This window comes from Janthinobacterium fluminis, assembly GCF_028595325.1.
GTDB classification, from domain to species: domain Bacteria; phylum Pseudomonadota; class Gammaproteobacteria; order Burkholderiales; family Burkholderiaceae_D; genus Janthinobacterium; species Janthinobacterium fluminis.
In genome coordinates this window covers 1-19,341 of the sequence record NZ_JAQQXR010000019.1, presented here as the reverse complement: position 1 = coordinate 19,341, position 19,341 = coordinate 1, and the positions used below count along the sequence as shown (strand labels likewise).

Below are 19,341 nucleotides of genomic sequence, written 5' to 3'. Positions count from 1 at the left end.
TTCGTGGCGAGTGAATGGGGCGTCAAGCGGCGACAAGGATACGCGATCGCATACAGTTTGGACAATGTTTCCCTGCCGCCCGGGCGACGCCGCCGCGTTTACTTGGCGGCACCCAGGCTGCCGACGACGGCTCGCCAGTCGCCGTCCAGCGGACGGCACGGCGGGCAGGGTTGTTGCGCGATCAGCGCGCGGATGCGCTCGATGCGTTCGCCGGTCTGCGGGTGCGAGGAGGCCCAGGCCGGCAGCGCGGCGGCGCCGGCCGTTGTTTTTTCCAGTTTCTGGAAGAACGTCAGCATGCCGTCCGGGCTGATGTGGGCGCGCAGCAGCGCCTGGAAGCCGAGGCGGTCGGCCTCCTCCTCCATGTCGCGGCTGAAGTACAGGGTGCCGGCCTGGTGCGCCAGGGGCGCCGCGACGCCGCTGACGTCGCCCAGCGTGACGCTGAGCAGGGCGCCCCAGCCGAGCGCGCCTATCATCTGTTTCAGCGAATGGCGCTGCTCGATGTGCTGCACCTCGTGCGCCAGCACGGCCGCCAGTTCGGTGGGGCCGGCGGCCTGTTCCAGCAGCCCCGTGTGGACCACCACGTAGCCGCCGGGCATGGCGAAGGCGTTCACGCTGGCGTCCTTCTTGACGAACCAGCGGTACTGGTAGCGCGAGCCGCGGGTCAGGTCGGCGCCGATGCGCTGCACGGCCTGTTGCGCCGCGCCGCTGTCGAGCAGGCCGCCCTGGGCGCGCACCTGGGCCAGCACCGCCAGCCCCAGTTTTTCCTCGACGGCGACGGGCACCAGTCCGGCCAGCCAGGCGGCCGCGCGCGGCGCCTGCCACCACGCCAGCGCGCCCAGCAGCAGCGCGGCGCCGGCCAGCCCGCCCAGCCAGCCCCACACCTGGCGGTGCTGGCGGCCGCGTTGCCGCCATTGCTGCTGTAGTTGTGCCTGCAGCGGCGCCGGCGCCGTCGCCAGCAGGGCGGCGATGTCGGCCTCGGCCAGCGCCTGCAGCGCGGCCTGCTTGCCATTCGCGTCGAGCCAGTTCAGGTACAACTGCGGCTCCTCGAAGCCGCCGACGCTGACGATCAACTGGTCCGGGTCCAGCTCCAGCAGCGGGCCGGCCGCTTCGATGCGCAGCTTGCCGGCCTCGAAACGGGCCGTGACGCGCAAGCCCTCGGGTGGAAAGGAGCTGCCGGACAGGTGGGCGTGTATGCTGGACATGGCGGGGAAGGGAAGTGGGTGGCGGCGCCATTATCCCACGGCGCCGCGGGCCGGATGGCGGCCTAGACGCCGTGGGAAATCAGTTCCAGCGGCAGCGCCGTCGTGCACTTGATCTGCTCCATGGAAAACGCCGACGAGACGCCCGTCAGTTGCACCGACTTGATGAGCTTTTTATAGAAGGTGTCGTAGCCGCCGATGTCGGTGGTGACCACCTTGAGCAGATAGTCGACGTCGCCGCTCATGCGGTGGAATTCCTGCACCTCGGGCAGGGCCATCACGGCGGCGGCGAAGCGGCGCAGCCATTTCTCGTCGTGCTGGCCGGTGCGCACGCTGACGAAGACCGTCACCGGCAGGCCGATCTTCTGGCGGTTGACGATGGCCACGCGGCGCTCGATATAACCTTCTTCCTCCAGGCGTTTGACGCGCTTCCAGCAGGGCGTGCTGGACAGGCCGATCTGCTCGCTCAGGCCGGCGATCGACAGCGTGCCGTCGGCCTGCAGCGCGGCGAGGATGGCGCAATCGTATTTGTCGAGAGGATTCATATTGCGTATCGCCGAAAAGGAGAATGATTTTTCTTTATTCTACCGGGAATGCAGATCGAATGAGTATATCTTCACGGCTCACGCTGGTTAAACTATGGTTTCGCCTACTTGCCGGAACAACCGCACCATGATGACCGAAATCTACCTCGATGGAAACGCCACCACCGCCGTGCTGCCGGCCGCCGCGGCCGCCGCCCTGCACGCGATGGCGCAGGGTTTTGGCAACCCCAGCAGCACCCACGCCACCGGTCTGCAGGCGAAGGCGATGCTGGACGGCGCGCGCGCCCGCGCCCGCCGCGTCGTTGGCGCCGGCGACGGCCGCCTGATGTTCAACAGCGGCGCCACCGAGGGCATCCAGACGGCCGTGCTGTCGGCGCTGTGCGCGCTGCGGGCGCGCCGCGCGCGGGGCGAGCGCACCGGTTCCGTGCTGCTGTATGGCGCCACCGAACACAAGGCCGTGCCGGAAAGCCTGGCGCACTGGAACCGCTTGCTGGGACTGGACCTGGAGCTGCGCGCGCTGCCGGTGGACGGCGACGGCCGCCATGACCTGGCGGCGTTGCGCGCGCAGGTGGGCGAGGCGGCGCTGCTGTGCACGATGGCGGCCAACAACGAGACGGGCGTCATCTCCGACCTGGACGGCATCGCCGCCGTGCTGGCCGACAGCGGCAGCGACGCCTACTGGCTGGTCGACTGCGTGCAGGCGCTGGGCAAGTTGGCGCTGAACCTGGGCGCCACGCGCATCGACTACGCGCCGTTTTCCGGCCACAAGCTGTACGCGCCCAAGGGCGTCGGCATGCTGTACGTGCGCGCCGGCGCGCCGTTCACGCCGCTGATCGCCGGCGGCGGCCAGGAATCGGGGCAGCGCTCCGGCACCGAGAACATGGCCGGCATCGCCGCCCTCGGCGCCGTGCTGGCGGCGCTGGAGGACGGCGCCGTCTTCCGCAGCCACACCCAGCTGGAGGCGATGCGCGAGCGCCTCGTGGCCAGCCTGCGCCGCGCGCTGCCCGGCGTCGTCTTCAACATGCCGATGGCGACGTCGCTGCCGACGACGCTGAATTTTTCCGTGCCCGGCCTGGCCAGCAAGGAGCTGCTCGACCTGTTCGACGCGGCGCGCGTGCGCGTCAGTTCCGGCAGCGCCTGTTCGTCCTCGAAGGCGGCGCCCAGCTACGTGCTGGAAGCGATGCGCTTGCCGCATTGGCGCAGCGGCGCGGCGATCCGCATGTCCTTCGGTCCGCACACGGACCTGGCGATGATCGCCGACGCCTGCGCCCGCATCGAGCGCTGCGGCGAGGCGCTGCGCGCCAGCTGCCTGGTGCCGTCGGAACTGGCGCCGTCGGCGCGCGACGGTGTCATTCAGCTCGGCGTCGACGGCGCCTGCACATGGCTGCTGACGGATGCGGCCAGCCGCAGCTGCGTCATCATCGACCCGCTGGCGCCGCTGGCCGGCCGCCTGGCCGCCTATGTGCGCTGCCAGGATTACCGCGTCGCGGCGATCCTGCACACGCAAGCGCCGCCGGACGGCGGCGCGGCGCGCCAGGCGCTGCTCGACGAGCTGGGCGGCCACGGCGCCGCGCCGGCCGGCGACGCGCTGGGCTGGCCGGCGCACGCCGCCCCGCTGGCGCTGGGGCCGCAGGCGCTGGTGCGCGTGGCGGCCGGCGCCGGGCGCGCCTATTATCTGCTGGGGCGGGCCGGCGCCGGCGGCGTGGCGCCGCAGGACGTGCGCTTCGCTTTCACCGGCGCGCTGGCGGCGGCCGAGCTGGACGCGGCGCGCATCGAGCTCGACACGCTGCTGTGTCCGGGCCATGACGAGCAGAACCTGTTGTGCAGCAGCCTGCGCGCCGAGCGCGGCCTGGTGGCGGCGGTGGACGCCGGCGCGAATCTGAGCGCGGCGGGGCTGGAGGCGTTCTTGCTCAGCCATCCGAACGCGCTGCTGATCGACGTGCGCGAGGCATACGAGCATGCGGCGGGCGGCGCCGCCGCGCTGGGCGGGCGTGCCGCGCTGAGCGTGCCGCTGAGCCGCCTGGGCGAGCATGTGGGCGACTGGCTGCGCGGCGAGCGCGTGCCGCTGGTGTTCTTCTGCCGCAGCGGCAACCGCAGCGGCAAGGCCGTCGCCTGCCTGCACCGCCTCGGCTACGCGGCCGCATGGCATGTCAGCGGCGGCATGGCGCTGGGCGAGGCGGCGCTGGCGCCGCTGGCGCGGGCCGCCTGAGGCTGCCCGGCGCCTCTCGGCGCGGCCGGTTAGCGTCGGGCTATTTCACGGCCGACGGCGCCCAGGGCGCCGCCTGCTTGCTGCGGTGTCCGGCCAACACCATCACGCCCACGCCCATCAACAGCATCGCGTAAGGGGACGGCTCGTCGAGCGGCGTGCCGGATTGCGGGCGGGCGGGCGCGGCGGCGCGCGGCGGGCGGGCCTCCGCGCGCGCCGCGCCGGGCGCACTGGCCGCCGTCGCCGCCTGGGCGCCGCCGGCCGCCGCCGCCATCAGGGCGGCTGCAAGGACACGTTTTCCATCTAATTGCATACATTCCTCATAAAAATAATCGCCGGATGCGCGCCTGCGGGCGGGCGGTTTGCTCGAAAGCGGCCATAATATTACGTTTCAACAATATTGGCCGTTCTGTACGCCAAACCCGCGCGCGACTATTTTTTTGGGGCAATGCGCGGCGGCGTTTACAAGCCCAGGCGTGCGCCGGCGCCCAGCAGCGTGGCCAGGCCCAGCAGCGCGAACACGGCGGCGGCGATGCCGTGCACCAGGCGCAGCGGCACCCGGTTGGCAATCTTTTCGCCGAGGTAGACGGCCGGCACATTGGCCAGCATCATGCCGGCGGTCGTGCCGGCGACGACGGCGAACAGGCTGCTGTAGCGGGCCGCCAGCGCCACCGTGGCCACCTGCGTCTTGTCGCCCATCTCGGCGACGAAAAAGGCGATCAGCGTCGTCAGGAACACGCCGTACTTGGCCAGCTTGGTGTCGCCCTCGTCGATCTGGTCGGGCACCAGCGTCCAGGCGGCCATGGCCAGGAAAGACAGGCCCAGCACCCAGCGCAGCGCAGCGGGGCCGAGCAGCGAGGTGATCCAGGTGCCGACGGCGGCGGCGAAGGCGTGGTTGGCGACGGTGGCGATGAAAATGGCCAGCACGATGGGCAGTGGCTTGCGGAATTTCGCCGCGAGCAAGAAAGCCAGCAACTGGGTTTTATCGCCGATTTCAGCGAGGGCGACGATGCCGGAGGAGACGAGGAAAGCTTCCATGAGAAATAAACAGGTACGCGGGCCGGACGGTTAACCAATGATCCAAGGGCAGCCCCGGCCCATGCGGCCGCCCCGTGATCAAAGGTCTCGTCAAGTCATGCAACCACCTGCACCATGGCCTGCGGGCCAATCATGTTGATACAGGTTCCTGCGCGTGGGCGCGGGACGACTACTCCCCAATGTTCAGCACGCATGATAGCAGAATGTTGCAAACCGCCGTGGGGTCAGGTCTAGACATGGCGGTTTTCAGCGCAAAAACCGCCATGTCTAGACCTGACCCCAGGGGGAAAGCAATGTTTCCTTAATTGCAGGGAAGTGCTATTCTGCCCGACGCTGCGTTGCTCCGGTGCGGGCCGCGACTATCCCTTTTGGAGACTTTGATGATGCATATGATGAATCGCCTTGCCGCCGCCATTTTGTTGGCGTTTGCCGCCGCCGCGCCGGCGCTGGCCGCCGCCGATGCCGGTGTGCCGCCGGCCAGCGCCGCCGCGCCGGCCGCCGCCTTCGACCTCGACGCCGATGTCGCCAGTGTGTTGAAGGCTTTCGATGTGCCCGGCATCGCGATCGCCGTCGTCAAGGATGGCAAGGTGCTCGTCGCCAAGGGTTTCGGCGTGCGCAAGCTGGGCCAGCCGGCCGCCGTCGACGCGCAGACGCTGTTCGAGGTGGCGTCGAATTCGAAGGCGTTCACGGCCGCCGCGCTGGCGATGCTGGTCGACGAGGGCAAGCTGGCCTGGGACGATCCCGTCACCAAGCATTTGCCCGGTTTCCAGATGTACGATGCCTATGTGACGAGTGCGATGACGGTGCGCGATCTGTTGACGCACCGCAGCGGCCTCGGCCTGGGCGCCGGCGATTTGCTGTGGTGGCCGACGACGAGTTTTTCGACCGATGAGATTATCGAGAAGCTGCGCTATATCCGCCCCGCCACGAGTTTCCGCAACAGTTATGCCTACGATAATTTGCTGTATATCGTGGCCGGCAAGATCATCGCCGACAAGGCCGGCAAGAGCTGGGGCGCGGCCATCCGCGAGCGCATCCTGACGCCGCTGGGCATGGCCGCCACGACCACCAGTCTGGACGAGCACGCCGGCAACGCCAACGTGGCGAACGCGCACAGCAAGATCAACGACAAGATCGCCGCCGTGAAGTCGATGCCGGTGCCGAACGCGGTCGGCGCCGTCGGCATCAACACCAACGCCGAGGAGATCGCGAAGTGGATGGCGGCCCTGCTCGACGGCGGCAAGATCGCCGGCAAGGCCGACCCGGAGGCGCGCCTGTTCAGCGCCGCGCAAAGCCGCGAGATGTGGACGGCGCAGACGCCGATGAAGATCGCCGAGCCGAAGCCCGGCCTGGCCGGCATCAAGCCGAATTTCAATGCCTATGGCCTGGGTTTCAATCTGCGCGATTACAAGGGCATGAAGCTGGCCCAGCACGGCGGCGCGCTGCAGGGCTTTTTCTCGCAGGTGGTGATGGTGCCGGAGGCGAAGCTGGGCGTGGCCATCCTCACCAACGCCGAGAGCGGTGCGGCGATGACGTCGCTGCAGTGGCGCATCCTCGACCATTATCTGAACGTCGCGCCCAGCGACTGGATCGGCTTGATCGGCACGGCCGACCGGGCCCGCCACGCCGCCGATGCGAAGAAGCAGGGCGGCGCCGCCGCCGCGCGCGCCGCCAAGTCGCAGCCTTCGCTGGCGCTGGCCGCCTACGACGGCGAGTACCAGGACCCGTGGTATGGCACGGTGACGATCAAGCCCGAGGGCAAGAAGCGTGTGCTGAGTTTTTCGCGCACGCAGGACCTCACGGGCGAGCTGGAACACTGGCAGCACGATACCTTCATCGTGCGCTGGAAGGAGCGCAATTTCAACGCCGACGCGTATGTCACGTTCGCGCTGAATCCGGACGGCAGCATCGAGCGCATGAAGATGGCGCCGGTGTCGTCGGAAACCGATTTCAGCTATGACTTCGCGGATTTGTCGTTCACGCCGGTGAAGGCGAAAAAAGCCCAGCAGTGAGGCGGCGCGGCCGCCGCCGCCAGTATCGGCGGCGGTGCGCGATTCCGGCGCTGGCCCGTCAGCAGGCTGGCGCGGCGCTCAAGGCTTCACAAATTTCAAGGTCATGCGGTCGCTTTCGCCGATCGCCGTGTAGCGGGCGCGCTCGACGTCCTTGTTGGCATAGGTCGGCGGCAGCGCCCACACGCCGTTTTGGTGGTCGGCCGTGTCCCGCGGGTTGGCGTTGATTTCCGAGCGGGCCGCCAGCTTGAAGCCGGCCGCCTCGGCCAGGCCGATCACATACGCCTCGTGCAGGTAGCCGCTGCTGGCTTCGGCGTCCTGGGCGCGCGCGGCCGGCAGGCGGTGTTCGACGACGCCGAACACGCCGCCCGGTTTCAGGCTGTCGTAGACGCTGGCGAACAGGGTGGCCAGCTTGTCCGGGCCGGCGGGTATCCAGTTGTGGATGTTGCGGAAGGTCAGCACCATGTCGGCGCTGCCCTTGGCGGCGAAGCGGTAGGTGTGCGGCGGCTCGAACACGCCGCTCTTGACCTTGTCGAAGACGGCCGGGCTGGCCGCCAGTTTTTGCTGGAAGCGGGCGGCGCCGCGGCGCGCGTCCGCGTCGCTCGATTGCGGGTCGTCGCCGGCGGCGATCAACTGGCCGCGCTCGCGCAGGTAGGGCGCCAGGATTTCCGTGTACCAGCCGCCGCCGGGGGCCAGTTCGACCACCGTCATGTCGGGGCGTATGCCGAAAAAGCGCAGCGTTTCATACGGATGGCGGGCGGTGTCGCGGGCGGTGTTGGCGGCGCTGCGCTGGGCGCCGCCGAGGGCGGCCTTGAGGGCGTCGTCGGCCAGGGCGGAAGCGCTGCCGGCGCAGGCGAGCAGGGCGGCGAGGAAGAGTCGTTTCATGTGCTTACTCCGTTCATGGTTGGGACGAGGTCGCTGCCTCGTCCCCGGCGATGATCGCGGAAGCGCCGGGCCGGGTCAAGCGGAATCGGCGCCGCCCCACTGGCGCACGAAGGCGGGCATGGCGGCGCCGCCGCCGGCGGGGTCCGGCACGGCGCGGCCGCGGCTCTGCGCGAGCGGCAGCACGCCGGCCCAGACCGGCTGCGCCATGTCCTCGGCGTCGTCCAGCGGCGGGCCGCTGCGCACCTTCGCGGCCGCCTCGTCGAGGGCGATGCGCAGCACCGTCGTGGCGGCGTATTCCTTGTCGCTGCCGCCGCGCACCTCGGCCTGGCGGCCCGGCGCCAGATGCTCCATCAGCGCCTCCATCGCGGCGTGCTTGTCGGCGACGGCCTCGAAGCGGCCGTAGATCATCGCCGAGCGGTAGTTCATCGTGTGGTTGAAGGCCGAGCGCGCCAGCACCAGGCCGTCCAGGTGGGTGATGCTGACGCAGGCGTCGTTTTCGCTCAGGCGCTTCAGCAGGCGGCTGCCGTTCGAGCCGTGTATGTATAAATGGGCGCCGATGCGCCAGCAGGCCGTCGGGATGCAGTGCGTGCCGCGCTCGTCGTGGAAGGCGATGTGGCACAGGTAGGCGGCGTCGATGATGGCGTGCAGGACGGCTGCGTCGTAGTTGGCCAGTTCGGCGACGCGGCGCACGCGGGTGCGCGGGCTGGGTGCTGCGGATGGATTGGACATGGGCTGCTTTCAAAAAGGTGAAGGCGGAATATAATCCCTCGCTGGCCCTGAAAAAAGATCCAGGGCTGTGAAATTTGATGGGGCCACGAATGGATTACGCACTGCTGATGTCGACTTTCCAGCCGCCGCCGGGGCAGCGCGCCTGGCCGCGCCAGCGCCAGCTGCACGAATGCCTGCGCGCGGCGATCCGCGACGGCCGGCTGGCGGCCGGCACGCGCCTGGTGGCCACGCGCGCGCTGGCCGCCGAGTTGGGCATGGCGCGCAACACCGTGCTGTATGCCTATGAGCAGTTGGCCAGCGAGGGGTATGTCAGCACGGACCGGCGCGGCACCGTCGTGGCGGCGCTGCCGGCGCCGGCGGCGCCCGGCGCGGCTGTGGCGCCGCCGCACGCCGGCCTGTCGCGGCGCGCCCGCGCGCTGCGCGGCGTGATGCCGCAGGAGATTCTGGCGGGCGCCTTCATGCCGGGCGTGCCGGCGCTGGAGGCGTTTCCGCTGACGCTGTGGCGGCGCATGCTGGAGCGCGCCTGGCGCGCGCTGCCGGTGCAGCGCCTGCACTACGGCGACACGGCCGGCGAGGCGCCGCTGCGCGCCGCCATCGCCGACCATCTGCGCGCCGCCCGCGGCGTCGTCTGCGAGGCCGGCCAGGTGTTCATCACGGACGGCACGCAAAGCAGCCTGGACCTGTGCGCGCGCAGCTTCGCCGACGCCGGCGACACGGTCTGGCTGGAAAACCCCGGCTACGGCGGCGCGCTGGCGGCCTGCCGCGCCGCCGCGCTGCGCGTCGTCGGCATCGCCGTCGACGCCGACGGCATCGCGCCGGCGCCGGCCGACTGGCGGCGGCGCCGGCCCAGGCTGATCTACGCGACGCCGTCGCACCAGTACCCGACCGGCAGCGTGCTGAGCCTGCCGCGCCGGCTGGCGCTGATCGATGGCGCGCGCGCGGCCGGCGCCTTGATCATCGAGGACGACTACGACAGCGAGTTCCGCCACGACGGCCCGCCGCTGCCGGCCATGCAGGGCCTGGTGGCGGACGCGCCGGTGCTGTACCTGGGCACCTTCAGCAAGACCATGTTCCCGGCGCTGCGCATCGGCTTCATCGTCGTGCCGCGCGCGTTGGCGCCGGCGTTCGCCGCGCTGCTGGCGCAAACGGCTTCGCGCGGGCGCGTGGCCGAGCAGCTGGCGCTTGCCGAATTTCTGCGCAGCGGCCAGTTCGCGCTGCACCTGCGGCGCATGCGCCGGCTGTACCGGCAGCGCCGCGACGCGCTGGTGGCGGCGCTGCGGCGCCACTTCGACGGGCTGGCGACGGTGCACGGCGGCTCGGCCGGCATGCACCTGGCGCTGCGCTTCGACAGCGCGGCGCTGGACGACGCGGCGCTGAGCGCGCAGGCGGCGCGGCTGGGCATCGTGGCGCCGGCCCTGAGCGCCCAGGCCAGCGCGCCCGGCCACGGCTGGCGCGGCTTCATGCTCGGCTACGCGCAGCTGCCGGCCGAGCGCATGGCCGCGCCGGTGGCGGCGCTGGCCGCGCTGGTGCGCGCCGCCCTCACTGCTGGTCCAGCATCCAGTTCTTCAAGCCGGTGACCCAGGACTTGGCGGGCAGGTTCAGGCGCGTCTTGATGGCGCCGGCGCGTTCGTAGAGCACGCTGAAGTCGAGCAGCGGCGACTTCTTGAAGGCCAGCACGACGATGTTCTCGTCGTTCAGCTCGGGCACCCAGACGACGGCGTCGAACACCAGCTCCATCGCCTGCAGGTTCTTGTCGTAGGCGGCGAAGTCGCCGAACACGTTCGTCACCATGATGCCGTCGGCCGTCAGGCAGTCGTGGCAAGCCTGGTAGAACTCGGGCGTGTCGAGCACCGGGCCGCGCGCCGCCTCGTCGTACAGGTCCACCTGCAGCACGTCGACGCCGGCGTGGTTGGCGCTGTCGAGGACGAAGTCGAGCGCGTTCATTTCGCGCACGTCCAGGCGCGTGTCGTTGGGCGGCAGCGCGAACTGGGCGCCGCAGATGGCGATGACGTTGGGGTTGAGTTCGATCGCCGTCACGCGGGCCTCGGGGCAGCGCTGGTAGCAGAACTTGGTCAGCGCGGCGCTGCCCAGGCCGAGCTGGACGATGTGCCGCGGCTGCGCCGTGAACAGCATCCACATCATCATCATTTGCACGTATTCGAGTTCGATGGCGTCCGGCTTGGCCACGCGCATCGCCCCCTGCACCCAGGGCGTGCCCAGGTGCAGGTAGCGGATGCCGCGGTGTTCGGTGACGGTGGCCGGCGGATGGCCGGGAAAGGCGAAGGCGGTGGTGCCGTACTGGGTGCTGGTGGTCATGGCGCTGGGCGGTGTCGAGTGGCGCCAAGTGTAACAGACGAAAAAAAAAGACGCCGCAGCGTCTTTTCGGGGGAGCGCGGGGCGCTCAGGATAGTTTGCGGCGGCGCGCGACGACGCCGACCAGGGCCAGGCCGCCCAGCAGCATGCCGTAGGTGGCCGGTTCCGGCACGGCCGTCACGTCGAGCGTGCCGGCGTAGCTGGAGGCGACGCCGTAGCTGGTGCCGGTGATGACCAGCGTCAGCAGCCCCTGGACGGGAATCGAGGTGTAGTAGCTGAACGAGAGCCCGCCTAAATTGGTCACGTTCAGCGGCGTCGCGTTCAGCGAGGCCGTGCCGAAATCGATCTGGCCGACGGAGGTCGCGACGTTGCCGAAGAAGCCGGCCGCCGTTCCGGGCAGGCCGGAGTAGGTGAAGGTGTAGGTGTCGGTGAAGGCGCCCGCTTGGTGGCTGGTGCCGAAGGAAATGCTCCAGTCGATCGGCCCGCCCGTCAAGGGAACGGTGGGCGCGTTGTAGTCGTTTGCCGCCGCACTGCCGAATGCGCCGGCTAGCAATGCCGCCAAAAGTAATGATTTCAATTTCATGTTATCCCCGCGAAAGAATTACGATCCATCAAAAAAACCAGAACTGCAATACACGGTATCGCTAAGCTATCTTCATTGTCAATTGGCTATTTTTAAATCGAAGGATTGAATCGCATAGTCTTGTGCTAAATCAGGGGGCGTGCCGGACTGAGCGGCATTTTTTGAAAAGAACATCGTTGTTTTTGTGCCATGTTAAATATTTGATTGACAATTATTTAAGTGACCTTTTTTATTGCTGCATAGGAAGTAGCAGCGTGACGCGGCCGACTTCGGCGATGCCCAGCTGCGCCGTGCTGGCCGTGTAAGCGTTGCCGCGCCAGCCGTTCAGCAGCAACACGGTCTTCCCCTGTCCGGGGCGTCCGCTGTCCGGACGGCGGACGCCCCGGACTTGCGCGGACTTGATGAATCGGCAAGAATGCCCCACCTTGCACTTTCCCCCCATTCATAAAGGCCCCATGTCCCAGTTCAAACAATGGCAGTCGCATTGGCGCGCGCTGTTCGAGCGTCTCTGCGTGCTGCTCGCGCCCGCCGCGGCCGAGCCGGGCCACTATCCCTTCGCGCGCAGCGACGTCGCCATGTTCCACCGCGTCGCCGGCGGCGCCGGCGTGGCGCTCGACGACGCGACCTGGGACGACATGCTGCTCGACCAGTACACCGACCGGCTGGCGCCGGGCACCAGCATCTTCGGCCGGCAACTGCTGTATAGCCGCCTGCGCCAGGGCGCCCCGGACGACGACGGCGCGGCGCGGCTGCGCGCGCTGCTGCAAGACCCGGACGCGGTGGCGCTGTTGGAACAGGCTTGCGCCGGGCTGCGCCACGCCGACACCGAGGTCAGCGTGCTGCTGTTCGCCGAGGCTGTCCCGCGCGCGCCGGCGTGGAGCCGGCAATTGTTCTTGCTGCCCTTGGCGCTGGCGCTGGCGAGCGCCGCCGCGCTGCTGCTGTCGTGGATGGTGTGGCCGGCCGCGGTGCTGCTGTGGCTGGTGTTGATGGGCGTGCAAAGCCACTTCCACGACAGCGCCAAGGAATGGCAGCGCACGATGAACGCGCTGCAGCGGCAGTTGCACGCGCACAGCCTGCTGGCCCGGCTCGACGTGGCGCCGGCGCGGCCCCTGCGCGACGCCGGCGCGCGCGCCGCGGCGATCGGCCGGGCGATCGGGCGCTCGCCGCTGGGCCAGCTTCCCGTGCTGGGCGACTACCGCGACTGGGTTTTGCTCGACAATATCAAACACTATTTCAAGAGCCGCGAACTGGTGCGCAGCAACCTCGACCTGCTGCGCGACAGCTACCTGCTGGTGGCCAAGCTGGAGGCCGACCTGGCGCTGCTGCGCCACCTGCGCGACGGCGGCGGTTTTTGCTGGGCCACGCGCGGCGCGCCCGGCCACCTCGCCTTCACGGGCATGGTGCACCCGCTGCTGGAGCGGGCGGCGCCGCTGTCGTTCGCGCTGGACGGCAAGGGCGCCTTCATCTCCGGCCAGAACGGCATCGGCAAAAGCACGCTGCTGCGCAGCGTCGGCCTGAACCTGATCGTCGCGCGCGCCTTCGGCTTTTGCTACGCGGACGCGGCCAGCGTGCCGATGACGCCGGTGTATTCGAGCATGCAGGGCGAAGACTCGCTGGCCGGTGGCGAAAGCCTCTACCTGGCCGAGCTGCGCCGCGCCAAGGAGTTGCTGGCGCTGGCGGACGGGCCGCAGCCGGCCGTGTTCATCATCGACGAGATTTTTCGCGGCACCAACCACCTGGAGTCGATCTCGGCGGCGGCGGCCGTGCTGCACACGCTGGCCGCGCGCGGCACCGTCCTGGTGTCCTCGCACAACCTGGTGCTGGCGCCGCTGCTGGCGGATTGCCTGGCGCCGCTGTGCGTGAGCGCGCCCGACGGCGCCGCCGCCGGGCTGGCGCTGGCGCCGGGCGTGCTGGCCCGGCCCAACGGCATCGCGCTGCTGGCCGCGCGCGGTTTCGGCGCGCCCATCGAAGCGAAGGCCAGGCGCGTCCATGACTGGCTCAGCGCCTACCTGGCGCACCCGGGCGAGTGCGCCGACGTGTTGTAGACAGCTGGGGACAGACCACTATTTCCGGGAAATACTTTCCCGGAAATCGTGGTCTGTCCCCGGCTGCGCCTATTTTTCCTGCGCCATCGGCTTGCTCTTGTCGATCACTTCGCGGCAGTCGCCCTTGATGACGGCGTTGTCGTAGTTGCTCCAGCCGTAGCTGTCGACGTAGCGTTTGTGCTGCTTGAATTGCTTGTTCAGGAAGCTCCATTCGAGGCGCTCGCCGGCGTAGCGGATGTCGGCCATGTCGAGCAGGCTGTGGAAGATGTTTTCCGTCGCCAGGCGGGCTTTGCGGTGGCGCTTCAGCTGCGCCACCTTGTCCGGGTAGCGCTCCTCGTACTGCCCGGAGTACCAGACGAAGGCCGGCACGTGGAATTCGTATTGCGTGTTGTGGCCGTGGAAGGCCAGGCGGCAACTGCCGTCGTACAGCGTCTGGCCGTGGTCGGCCACATACATCAGCGAGGCCAGTTGCTGCCTGTCCTTCAGCGTGGCGATCACCTGCGCCAGGAACCAGTCGGTGTACAGGATGGAGCTGTCGTAGCTGTTGTTGAGCTGCGGCTTGATCTTGATGTCCGTGTAGACGGGCTTGTCGACGCCGTACAGCGAGGGCTGCCATTTGTCGAACTGCTTCGGGTAGCGCTGGCTGTAGTTCCAGTGGCTGCCCAGCGAGTGCAGCACGATGAGTTTTTTCGGCGCCGGGTCGGCCAGCGCGTTTTTCAGCGGATCGAAGAGGATCTGGTCGAAGTTGGAGTTGTTGGTGAAGCCGCCCAGGTTGAGGAACTGGATCACGTCGGCTTCCTTGGCGAACACCGACACGGGCGTGTCGAACTGGCCGAAGGAGATCTGGTTCGACAGCCAGTAGGTCTTGAAGCCGGCTTCCTTGTAGGCCGTCAGGAAGGATTTTTCCGAGAAGCCGTCCTTCAGGCTTTGCGTGGCCGGCTTGCGCGAGATGATCACCGGCACCGACAGGCGCGTCGCCGACACGGCCGTGATGACGTCGCGCAGCGTCACCAGGTTGCTTTCCTGTTTCAGCAGCGGGTTGGTGTCGCGCTCGTAGCCGTTCAGGCTCCAGCGGTCGTAGCGCGACGATTCGCCGATGACCATCACGACGACCTCGGGCGCCGGCCCGGGCTCGGCCTGGCGCGCGCTGAACGTGAAGGCGCTGCTCTTGCTGCCCAGCTCGGACAGATAGCGGCGCTCCGTGTAAAAGTCGGCGCCGCGCGCGACCAGGCCGAAGGGCCAGGAGTTGCCGAAGGTGTCGAGCTGGACCGGCAGCCTGGCCCAGTGCGGCAGGCGCGGCCATTTCAGCCGCGTGTGGCGGGCCGGCGCCACGCTGCCCGTGTCGGACGCGCTGTCCTCTTCGGCGTCTTCCTCCTCCTCGTCCTCGCCGGCGGCGTCGCCGTCGCCGAAGCCGGAGGCGGCCACGCTGGCCGGCGCCGGCGCGCCGGCCTTTGCCGCCGCCGCGCTGGCCGGCGCCTTCGCGCGTATGCCGAATTCGTGGCCGTAGGCGCCCAGGCAGGCGGCCGCCGCCAGCGCCGCCAGCGCCAGCCGGCGCGAGGCGTGGTTCCAGTCCAGCGCGCGCGTGGCGCGCGCCGCGCGCCACGTCAGCCACCACCAGGCGATGACGCCGGCCATCACGGCCAGCATCAGCCACACCTTCTGGCCGAGGAATTCCAGCGATTCCTTCGGGCTGGTCTCGGCGATGATGCCGAGGTGGTGGGTCGAGATGCCCTGGCCGTAGAAGATGAACAAATAGAGCTCCGTCGGCACGGCCAGGAAGGCAGGCAGCAGCAGCCAGTGGAAGTAGGCCGGGCGCTTGCAGAGGGCCCAGACGCCGATCCACGCGGCGGCCTCGATGCCCAGCAGTTGCCACGGCCGCTCCAGGCGCCGGCCCAGCAGGGCGGGCACGAAGGGCACGGCCGACAGCAGCAGGTAGCTGAGCAGCAGGAACAGGTGGGCGGGACGAAGCAGGGTGCGCATAGAGACGGGAAAGGAAAAATGTCCGCCATTATCGGGCTTTTTGCCCTTGCGGCGCGGCAAGCGTTGGCAAAATAGCGGGAAAGATGGCGCAGCGGCCGGCGCCGCTGCTGAAAATGTGTGCAGCGAAAGCCGTAAACTGGTTGACCTGGCGTAAGGCGGGGTCTATACTCGCGAGTTCTCGAATTTATTCTGCACACCGTCTACGCATTTGTCGTCGCGCCTTTCCGGGTGCTCGGCGGTGCCGCCGTTGTCAGTGCAAATCGGGACTAGGTTTAGTCCCCGGGCAATTGCCCGGGTTATCAATCGTGGTAATTTTGTTGGATTTATAACGATGCCAACCATCAATCAATTGATTCGCCAGCCGCGTATTTCCGTACGCGTCAAGAGCAAATCGCCGGCGCTGGAAAACAGCCCGCAAAAACGTGGTGTTTGCACCCGTGTTTACACAACGACCCCAAAGAAGCCTAACTCGGCTCTGCGTAAAGTCGCCAAAGTTCGCTTGACCAACGGTTTCGAAGTCATTTCGTACATCGGCGGTGAAGGCCATAACCTGCAAGAGCATAGTGTTGTTCTGTTGCGCGGCGGCCGCGTGAAGGATTTGCCGGGTGTGCGTTACCACATGGTTCGCGGCGCCCTCGATACCCAAGGCGTCAAAGACCGTAAGCAATCGCGTTCGAAATACGGTACCAAGCGCGCTAAAGCCGGTAAGAAGTAATAGCAAGAAAAAAAGTTTCGCTGAGTGGTAACTAACTAAGTGAATGTAGTCGACCGCATCTGGTCGAGTAAGTGGAAGGCTATGATGGTCGTCCGCGAGTGGTGCCCTAAGGCACGCTCAACTGAAGATTGAAAGGAATTGATATGCCACGTCGTCGTGAAGTACCCAAGCGCGAAATTTTGCCAGATCCAAAATTCGGCAACACGGATGTCGCTAAGTTCGTCAACGTTTTGATGTTGTCCGGTAAAAAATCGGTCGCTGAAAACATCATCTACGGTGCTTTCGAGCACATCAAAGCGAAATCGGGCAAGGATCCGCTCGAAGTGTTCGCTACCGCCATCAACAACGCCAAGCCGCTCGTTGAGGTGAAATCCCGTCGCGTCGGTGGTGCAAACTACCAGGTGCCGGTCGAAGTTCGCCCAGTGCGCCGTATGGCCCTGTCGATGCGTTGGTTGCGCGAAGCCGCGAACAAGCGCAGCGAAAAATCCATGCCACAACGCCTCGGCGGTGAGCTGATGGAAGCGGCTGAAAGCCGCGGCGGCGCCATGAAAAAACGCGATGAAGTCCATCGTATGGCTGAAGCGAACAAAGCGTTCTCGCATTTCCGCTTCTAATAAAAGCCAGCTCCCGCAAGGGGGCTGTCAGGTATCTGTTGTTCGAGGCCGGGCTCATTTTTGCAAAAAAATGCTGCTCGGTTTTGTCCATTCATTTAGGATTAATTATGGCCCGCAAGACCCCCATTGAGCGCTACCGCAATATCGGTATTTCCGCTCACATCGACGCAGGTAAGACGACCACCACCGAACGCGTGCTGTTCTACACCGGCGTAAACCACAAGATCGGCGAAGTCCATGATGGCGCCGCCACCATGGACTGGATGGAGCAAGAGCAAGAGCGCGGCATCACGATTACGTCCGCCGCGACGACCTGCTTCTGGAAGGGGATGGCTAATAATTTCCCTGAGCACCACATCAACATCATCGACACCCCGGGCCACGTTGACTTCACCATCGAAGTGGAACGTTCGATGCGCGTGTTGGACGGCGCCTGCATGGTTTACTGTGCAGTCGGCGGCGTGCAGCCGCAGTCGGAAACCGTGTGGCGTCAAGCTAACAAGTACAAAGTGCCGCGTCTGGCCTTCGTCAACAAGATGGACCGCACCGGCGCGAACTTCTTCAAAGTGTACGATCAAATGCGCGCACGCCTGAAGGCGAACCCGATTCCGCTGCAGATCCCGATCGGCGCCGAAGAGAACTTCCTCGGCGTGGTCGACCTGGTCAAGATGAAAGCCATCTTCTGGGACGATTCGTCGCAGGGCATGAAGTTCGACTACCGCGATATCCCCGCAGAGCTGGCCGACCAGGCCGCCGAGTGGCGCGAGAAGATGGTCGAAGCGGCCGCGGAAGCGTCCGAAGAGCTGATGAACAAGTACCTGGAAGAAGGCGACCTGTCGGAAGCCGAGATCAAGACGGCCTTGCGTCAGCGTACCATCGCGTCGGAAATCGTCCCGATGATGTGCGGCACCGCGTTCAAGAACAAGGGCGTGCAAGCGATGTTGGACGGCGTCATCGAATACCTGCCGTCGCCGATCGACATCAAGCCGGTGCAGGGCCTGGACGAAGACGACCAGCCGACCGAGCGTAAAGCTGAAGACGGCGAGAAGTTCTCGGCGCTGGCATTCAAGATCATGACCGACCCGTTCGTCGGCCAGCTGATCTTCTTCCGCGTCTACTCCGGCACGATCAAGTCGGGCGACACCGTCTACAATCCGATCAAGAACAAGAAAGAACGTCTTGGCCGTATTTTGCAGATGCACGCGAACCAACGCGAAGAGATCAAGGAAGTGCACGCCGGCGACATCGCCGCGGCCGTCGGCCTGAAAGACGCGACGACCGGCGAAACGCTGTGCGACCCTAGCTCGATCATCACGCTGGAAAAAATGGTCTTCCCTGAGCCGGTGATCTCGCAGGCCGTCGAGCCTAAGACCAAGGCCGACCAGGAAAAAATGGGCCTGGCGCTGAACCGCCTGGCACAGGAAGATCCTTCGTTCCGCGTGAAGACCGACGAAGAGTCGGGCCAGACCATCATCGGTGGTATGGGCGAGTTGCATCTGGAAATTATCGTCGACCGCATGAAACGTGAATTCAACGTCGAAGCGACCGTCGGTAAGCCACAGGTTGCCTACCGCGAAACGATCCGCAAGACTTGCGAAGAGTCCGAAGGTAAATTCGTGAAGCAATCCGGTGGTCGTGGTCAGTACGGCCACGTGGTGCTGAAGATCGAGCCGCAAGAACCGGGCAAGGGCTTCGAGTTCGTTGACGCCATCAAGGGCGGCACCGTGCCACGCGAATACATCCCTGCAGTTGAAAAGGGTGTGCGCGACACGCTGACTTCGGGCGTGATGGCTGGCTACCCAGTCGTTGACGTCAAGGTCACCTTGTTCTTCGGTTCCTACCATGACGTCGACTCGAACGAAAATGCGTTCCGCATGGCCGCTTCGATGGCATTCAAGGACGGCTGCCGCAAGGCTTCGCCAGTCATTCTGGAGCCTATGATGTCGGTCGAGGTGGAAACGCCGGAAGACTACGCCGGTACCGTGATGGGCGATCTGTCGTCGCGCCGCGGTATGGTGCAAGGCATGGACGAGATTGCCGGCGGTGGCGGCAAGATCATCAAGGCCGAAGTGCCGCTGTCGGAAATGTTCGGCTACTCGACCTCGTTGCGTTCCGCAACCCAGGGTCGCGCGACCTATTCGATGGAATTCAAGCACTATTCGGAAGCACCGAAGCATGTGACTGAAGCGATCGTCAGCTCGAAAGCGAAGTAATAGCAGTTCTGGGCCGGCTTTCACGAGAATGCCGGTCCCTACATTTAAATCATTGTTCTAAGGAAGAATAAAATGGCAAAAGGTAAATTCGAGCGGACCAAGCCGCACGTCAACGTCGGCACCATCGGTCACGTCGACCACGGCAAAACCACGCTGACCGCAGCAATCGCAACCGTCCTGTCGAAGAAATTCGGCGGCGAAGCCAAAGCATACGACCAGATCGATGCGGCACCGGAAGAAAAAGCGCGCGGCATTACCATCAACACC

The 19,341-nt window shown here is 66.5% G+C and carries 17 protein-coding genes and 1 riboswitch; of the genes, 8 read left to right on the top strand and 9 right to left on the bottom strand.

The window, feature by feature from the left end:
* Positions 1 to 98: 98 nt before the first annotated feature.
* Positions 99 to 1,202 carry a M48 family metallopeptidase gene (locus tag OIK44_RS24860; protein ID WP_273674838.1) on the bottom strand — a complete coding sequence of 368 codons (1,104 nt, stop codon included), beginning with the start codon at positions 1,200 to 1,202 and terminating at the stop codon, positions 99 to 101.
* 62 nt (positions 1,203 to 1,264) lie between these two features.
* Positions 1,265 to 1,744: an Lrp/AsnC family transcriptional regulator gene (locus OIK44_RS24855; RefSeq protein WP_273674836.1), complete on the bottom strand. Its 480-nt coding sequence runs from the start codon at positions 1,742 to 1,744 to the stop codon at positions 1,265 to 1,267.
* 127 nt (positions 1,745 to 1,871) lie between these two features.
* Between OIK44_RS24855 and OIK44_RS24850 the strand changes: the two genes are divergently transcribed.
* On the top strand, positions 1,872 to 3,953 hold the full coding sequence (locus OIK44_RS24850; protein ID WP_273674834.1) for an aminotransferase class V-fold PLP-dependent enzyme: 2,082 nt from the start codon (positions 1,872 to 1,874) through the stop codon (positions 3,951 to 3,953).
* Between the two features lie 40 nt (positions 3,954 to 3,993).
* On the opposite strand, the gene OIK44_RS24845 is transcribed toward OIK44_RS24850, so the two are convergent.
* Together OIK44_RS24845 and OIK44_RS24840 are read right to left on the bottom strand one after the other, a co-directional pair.
* A complete protein-coding gene (locus OIK44_RS24845) occupies positions 3,994 to 4,263 on the bottom strand; it encodes a hypothetical protein (protein ID WP_273674832.1) in 270 nt (89 codons plus the stop codon).
* A 149-nt stretch (positions 4,264 to 4,412) separates the two neighbouring features.
* A complete protein-coding gene (locus tag OIK44_RS24840; protein ID WP_273674830.1) occupies positions 4,413 to 4,988 on the bottom strand; it encodes a TMEM165/GDT1 family protein in 576 nt (191 codons plus the stop codon).
* Positions 4,989 to 4,999: 11 nt separating this feature from the next.
* A riboswitch (yybP-ykoY riboswitch) is annotated at positions 5,000 to 5,183 on the bottom strand.
* Between the two features lie 188 nt (positions 5,184 to 5,371).
* Here OIK44_RS24840 and OIK44_RS24835 point away from each other — a divergent pair.
* Complete coding sequence (locus OIK44_RS24835; RefSeq protein WP_273674860.1) at positions 5,372 to 7,000, top strand: serine hydrolase; 1,629 nt, start codon at positions 5,372 to 5,374, stop codon at positions 6,998 to 7,000.
* 78 nt (positions 7,001 to 7,078) lie between these two features.
* Here OIK44_RS24835 and OIK44_RS24830 read toward each other — a convergent pair whose 3' ends face one another.
* Positions 7,079 to 7,882: a class I SAM-dependent methyltransferase gene (locus OIK44_RS24830; protein WP_273674828.1), complete on the bottom strand. Its 804-nt coding sequence runs from the start codon at positions 7,880 to 7,882 to the stop codon at positions 7,079 to 7,081.
* Between the two features lie 75 nt (positions 7,883 to 7,957).
* Positions 7,958 to 8,611 (bottom strand): pyridoxamine 5'-phosphate oxidase family protein, encoded by a 654-nt coding sequence (locus OIK44_RS24825; RefSeq protein WP_273674826.1) that lies wholly within the window; start codon positions 8,609 to 8,611, stop codon positions 7,958 to 7,960.
* An 89-nt stretch (positions 8,612 to 8,700) separates the two neighbouring features.
* Between OIK44_RS24825 and pdxR the strand changes: the two genes are divergently transcribed.
* Positions 8,701 to 10,188: a MocR-like pyridoxine biosynthesis transcription factor PdxR gene (gene pdxR, locus OIK44_RS24820; protein WP_273674824.1), complete on the top strand. Its 1,488-nt coding sequence runs from the start codon at positions 8,701 to 8,703 to the stop codon at positions 10,186 to 10,188.
* Here pdxR and OIK44_RS24815 read toward each other — a convergent pair.
* Both OIK44_RS24815 and OIK44_RS24810 read right to left on the bottom strand, forming a co-directional pair.
* Positions 10,151 to 10,927, bottom strand: a complete 777-nt coding sequence (locus OIK44_RS24815; protein ID WP_273674822.1) for a spermine/spermidine synthase domain-containing protein — start codon at positions 10,925 to 10,927, stop codon at positions 10,151 to 10,153. The two genes, pdxR and OIK44_RS24815, sit on opposite strands and share 38 nt — an antisense overlap.
* Positions 10,928 to 11,012: 85 nt before the next feature.
* Positions 11,013 to 11,486, bottom strand: coding sequence for an FxDxF family PEP-CTERM protein (locus OIK44_RS24810; protein ID WP_273674821.1), 474 nt, complete (start codon positions 11,484 to 11,486; stop codon positions 11,013 to 11,015).
* Between the two features lie 476 nt (positions 11,487 to 11,962).
* Here OIK44_RS24810 and OIK44_RS24805 point away from each other — a divergent pair, with 476 nt between their 5' ends.
* Positions 11,963 to 13,552, top strand: coding sequence for a MutS-related protein (locus OIK44_RS24805; RefSeq protein WP_273674819.1), 1,590 nt, complete (start codon positions 11,963 to 11,965; stop codon positions 13,550 to 13,552).
* Positions 13,553 to 13,621: 69 nt separating this feature from the next.
* Here OIK44_RS24805 and OIK44_RS24800 read toward each other — a convergent pair whose 3' ends face one another.
* The gene (locus OIK44_RS24800) at positions 13,622 to 15,532 is read right to left on the bottom strand and encodes a phosphoethanolamine transferase (RefSeq protein ID WP_273674817.1); all 1,911 of its coding nucleotides are present in this window, start codon (positions 15,530 to 15,532) and stop codon (positions 13,622 to 13,624) included.
* Positions 15,533 to 15,863: 331 nt separating this feature from the next.
* Between OIK44_RS24800 and rpsL the strand changes: the two genes are divergently transcribed.
* The 4 genes from rpsL to OIK44_RS24780 form a co-directional block, all read left to right on the top strand.
* Positions 15,864 to 16,247, top strand: coding sequence for a 30S ribosomal protein S12 (gene rpsL, locus OIK44_RS24795; protein ID WP_273674816.1), 384 nt, complete (start codon positions 15,864 to 15,866; stop codon positions 16,245 to 16,247).
* Between the two features lie 143 nt (positions 16,248 to 16,390).
* On the top strand, positions 16,391 to 16,861 hold the full coding sequence (rpsG, locus tag OIK44_RS24790) for a 30S ribosomal protein S7 (protein WP_017877866.1): 471 nt from the start codon (positions 16,391 to 16,393) through the stop codon (positions 16,859 to 16,861).
* A gap of 107 nt (positions 16,862 to 16,968) precedes the next feature.
* Positions 16,969 to 19,074 (top strand): elongation factor G, encoded by a 2,106-nt coding sequence (fusA, locus tag OIK44_RS24785; protein WP_273674813.1) that lies wholly within the window; start codon positions 16,969 to 16,971, stop codon positions 19,072 to 19,074.
* A gap of 72 nt (positions 19,075 to 19,146) precedes the next feature.
* A partial coding sequence (locus OIK44_RS24780; protein ID WP_229448425.1) for a GTP-binding protein occupies positions 19,147 to 19,341 on the top strand: 195 nt, incomplete at its 3' end.

Excerpts from the sequence above, each read along its gene's own strand:
- OIK44_RS24835 (WP_273674860.1), top strand. The coding sequence starts at position 5,372 with ATGCATATGATGAATCGCCTTGCCGCCGCCATTTTGTTGGCGTTTGCC.
- OIK44_RS24855 (WP_273674836.1), bottom strand. The coding sequence starts at position 1,744 with ATGAATCCTCTCGACAAATACGATTGCGCCATCCTCGCCGCGCTGCAG.
- OIK44_RS24845 (WP_273674832.1), bottom strand. The coding sequence starts at position 4,263 with ATGCAATTAGATGGAAAACGTGTCCTTGCAGCCGCCCTGATGGCGGCG.
- rpsL (WP_273674816.1), top strand. The coding sequence starts at position 15,864 with ATGCCAACCATCAATCAATTGATTCGCCAGCCGCGTATTTCCGTACGC.
- OIK44_RS24860 (WP_273674838.1), bottom strand. The coding sequence starts at position 1,202 with ATGTCCAGCATACACGCCCACCTGTCCGGCAGCTCCTTTCCACCCGAG.
- OIK44_RS24850 (WP_273674834.1), top strand. The coding sequence starts at position 1,872 with ATGATGACCGAAATCTACCTCGATGGAAACGCCACCACCGCCGTGCTG.
- pdxR (WP_273674824.1), top strand. The coding sequence starts at position 8,701 with ATGGATTACGCACTGCTGATGTCGACTTTCCAGCCGCCGCCGGGGCAG.
- OIK44_RS24815 (WP_273674822.1), bottom strand. The coding sequence starts at position 10,927 with ATGACCACCAGCACCCAGTACGGCACCACCGCCTTCGCCTTTCCCGGC.
- fusA (WP_273674813.1), top strand. The coding sequence starts at position 16,969 with ATGGCCCGCAAGACCCCCATTGAGCGCTACCGCAATATCGGTATTTCC.
- OIK44_RS24825 (WP_273674826.1), bottom strand. The coding sequence starts at position 8,611 with ATGTCCAATCCATCCGCAGCACCCAGCCCGCGCACCCGCGTGCGCCGC.
- rpsG (WP_017877866.1), top strand. The coding sequence starts at position 16,391 with ATGCCACGTCGTCGTGAAGTACCCAAGCGCGAAATTTTGCCAGATCCA.
- OIK44_RS24830 (WP_273674828.1), bottom strand. The coding sequence starts at position 7,882 with ATGAAACGACTCTTCCTCGCCGCCCTGCTCGCCTGCGCCGGCAGCGCT.
- OIK44_RS24805 (WP_273674819.1), top strand. The coding sequence starts at position 11,963 with ATGTCCCAGTTCAAACAATGGCAGTCGCATTGGCGCGCGCTGTTCGAG.
- OIK44_RS24840 (WP_273674830.1), bottom strand. The coding sequence starts at position 4,988 with ATGGAAGCTTTCCTCGTCTCCTCCGGCATCGTCGCCCTCGCTGAAATC.
- OIK44_RS24800 (WP_273674817.1), bottom strand. The coding sequence starts at position 15,532 with ATGCGCACCCTGCTTCGTCCCGCCCACCTGTTCCTGCTGCTCAGCTAC.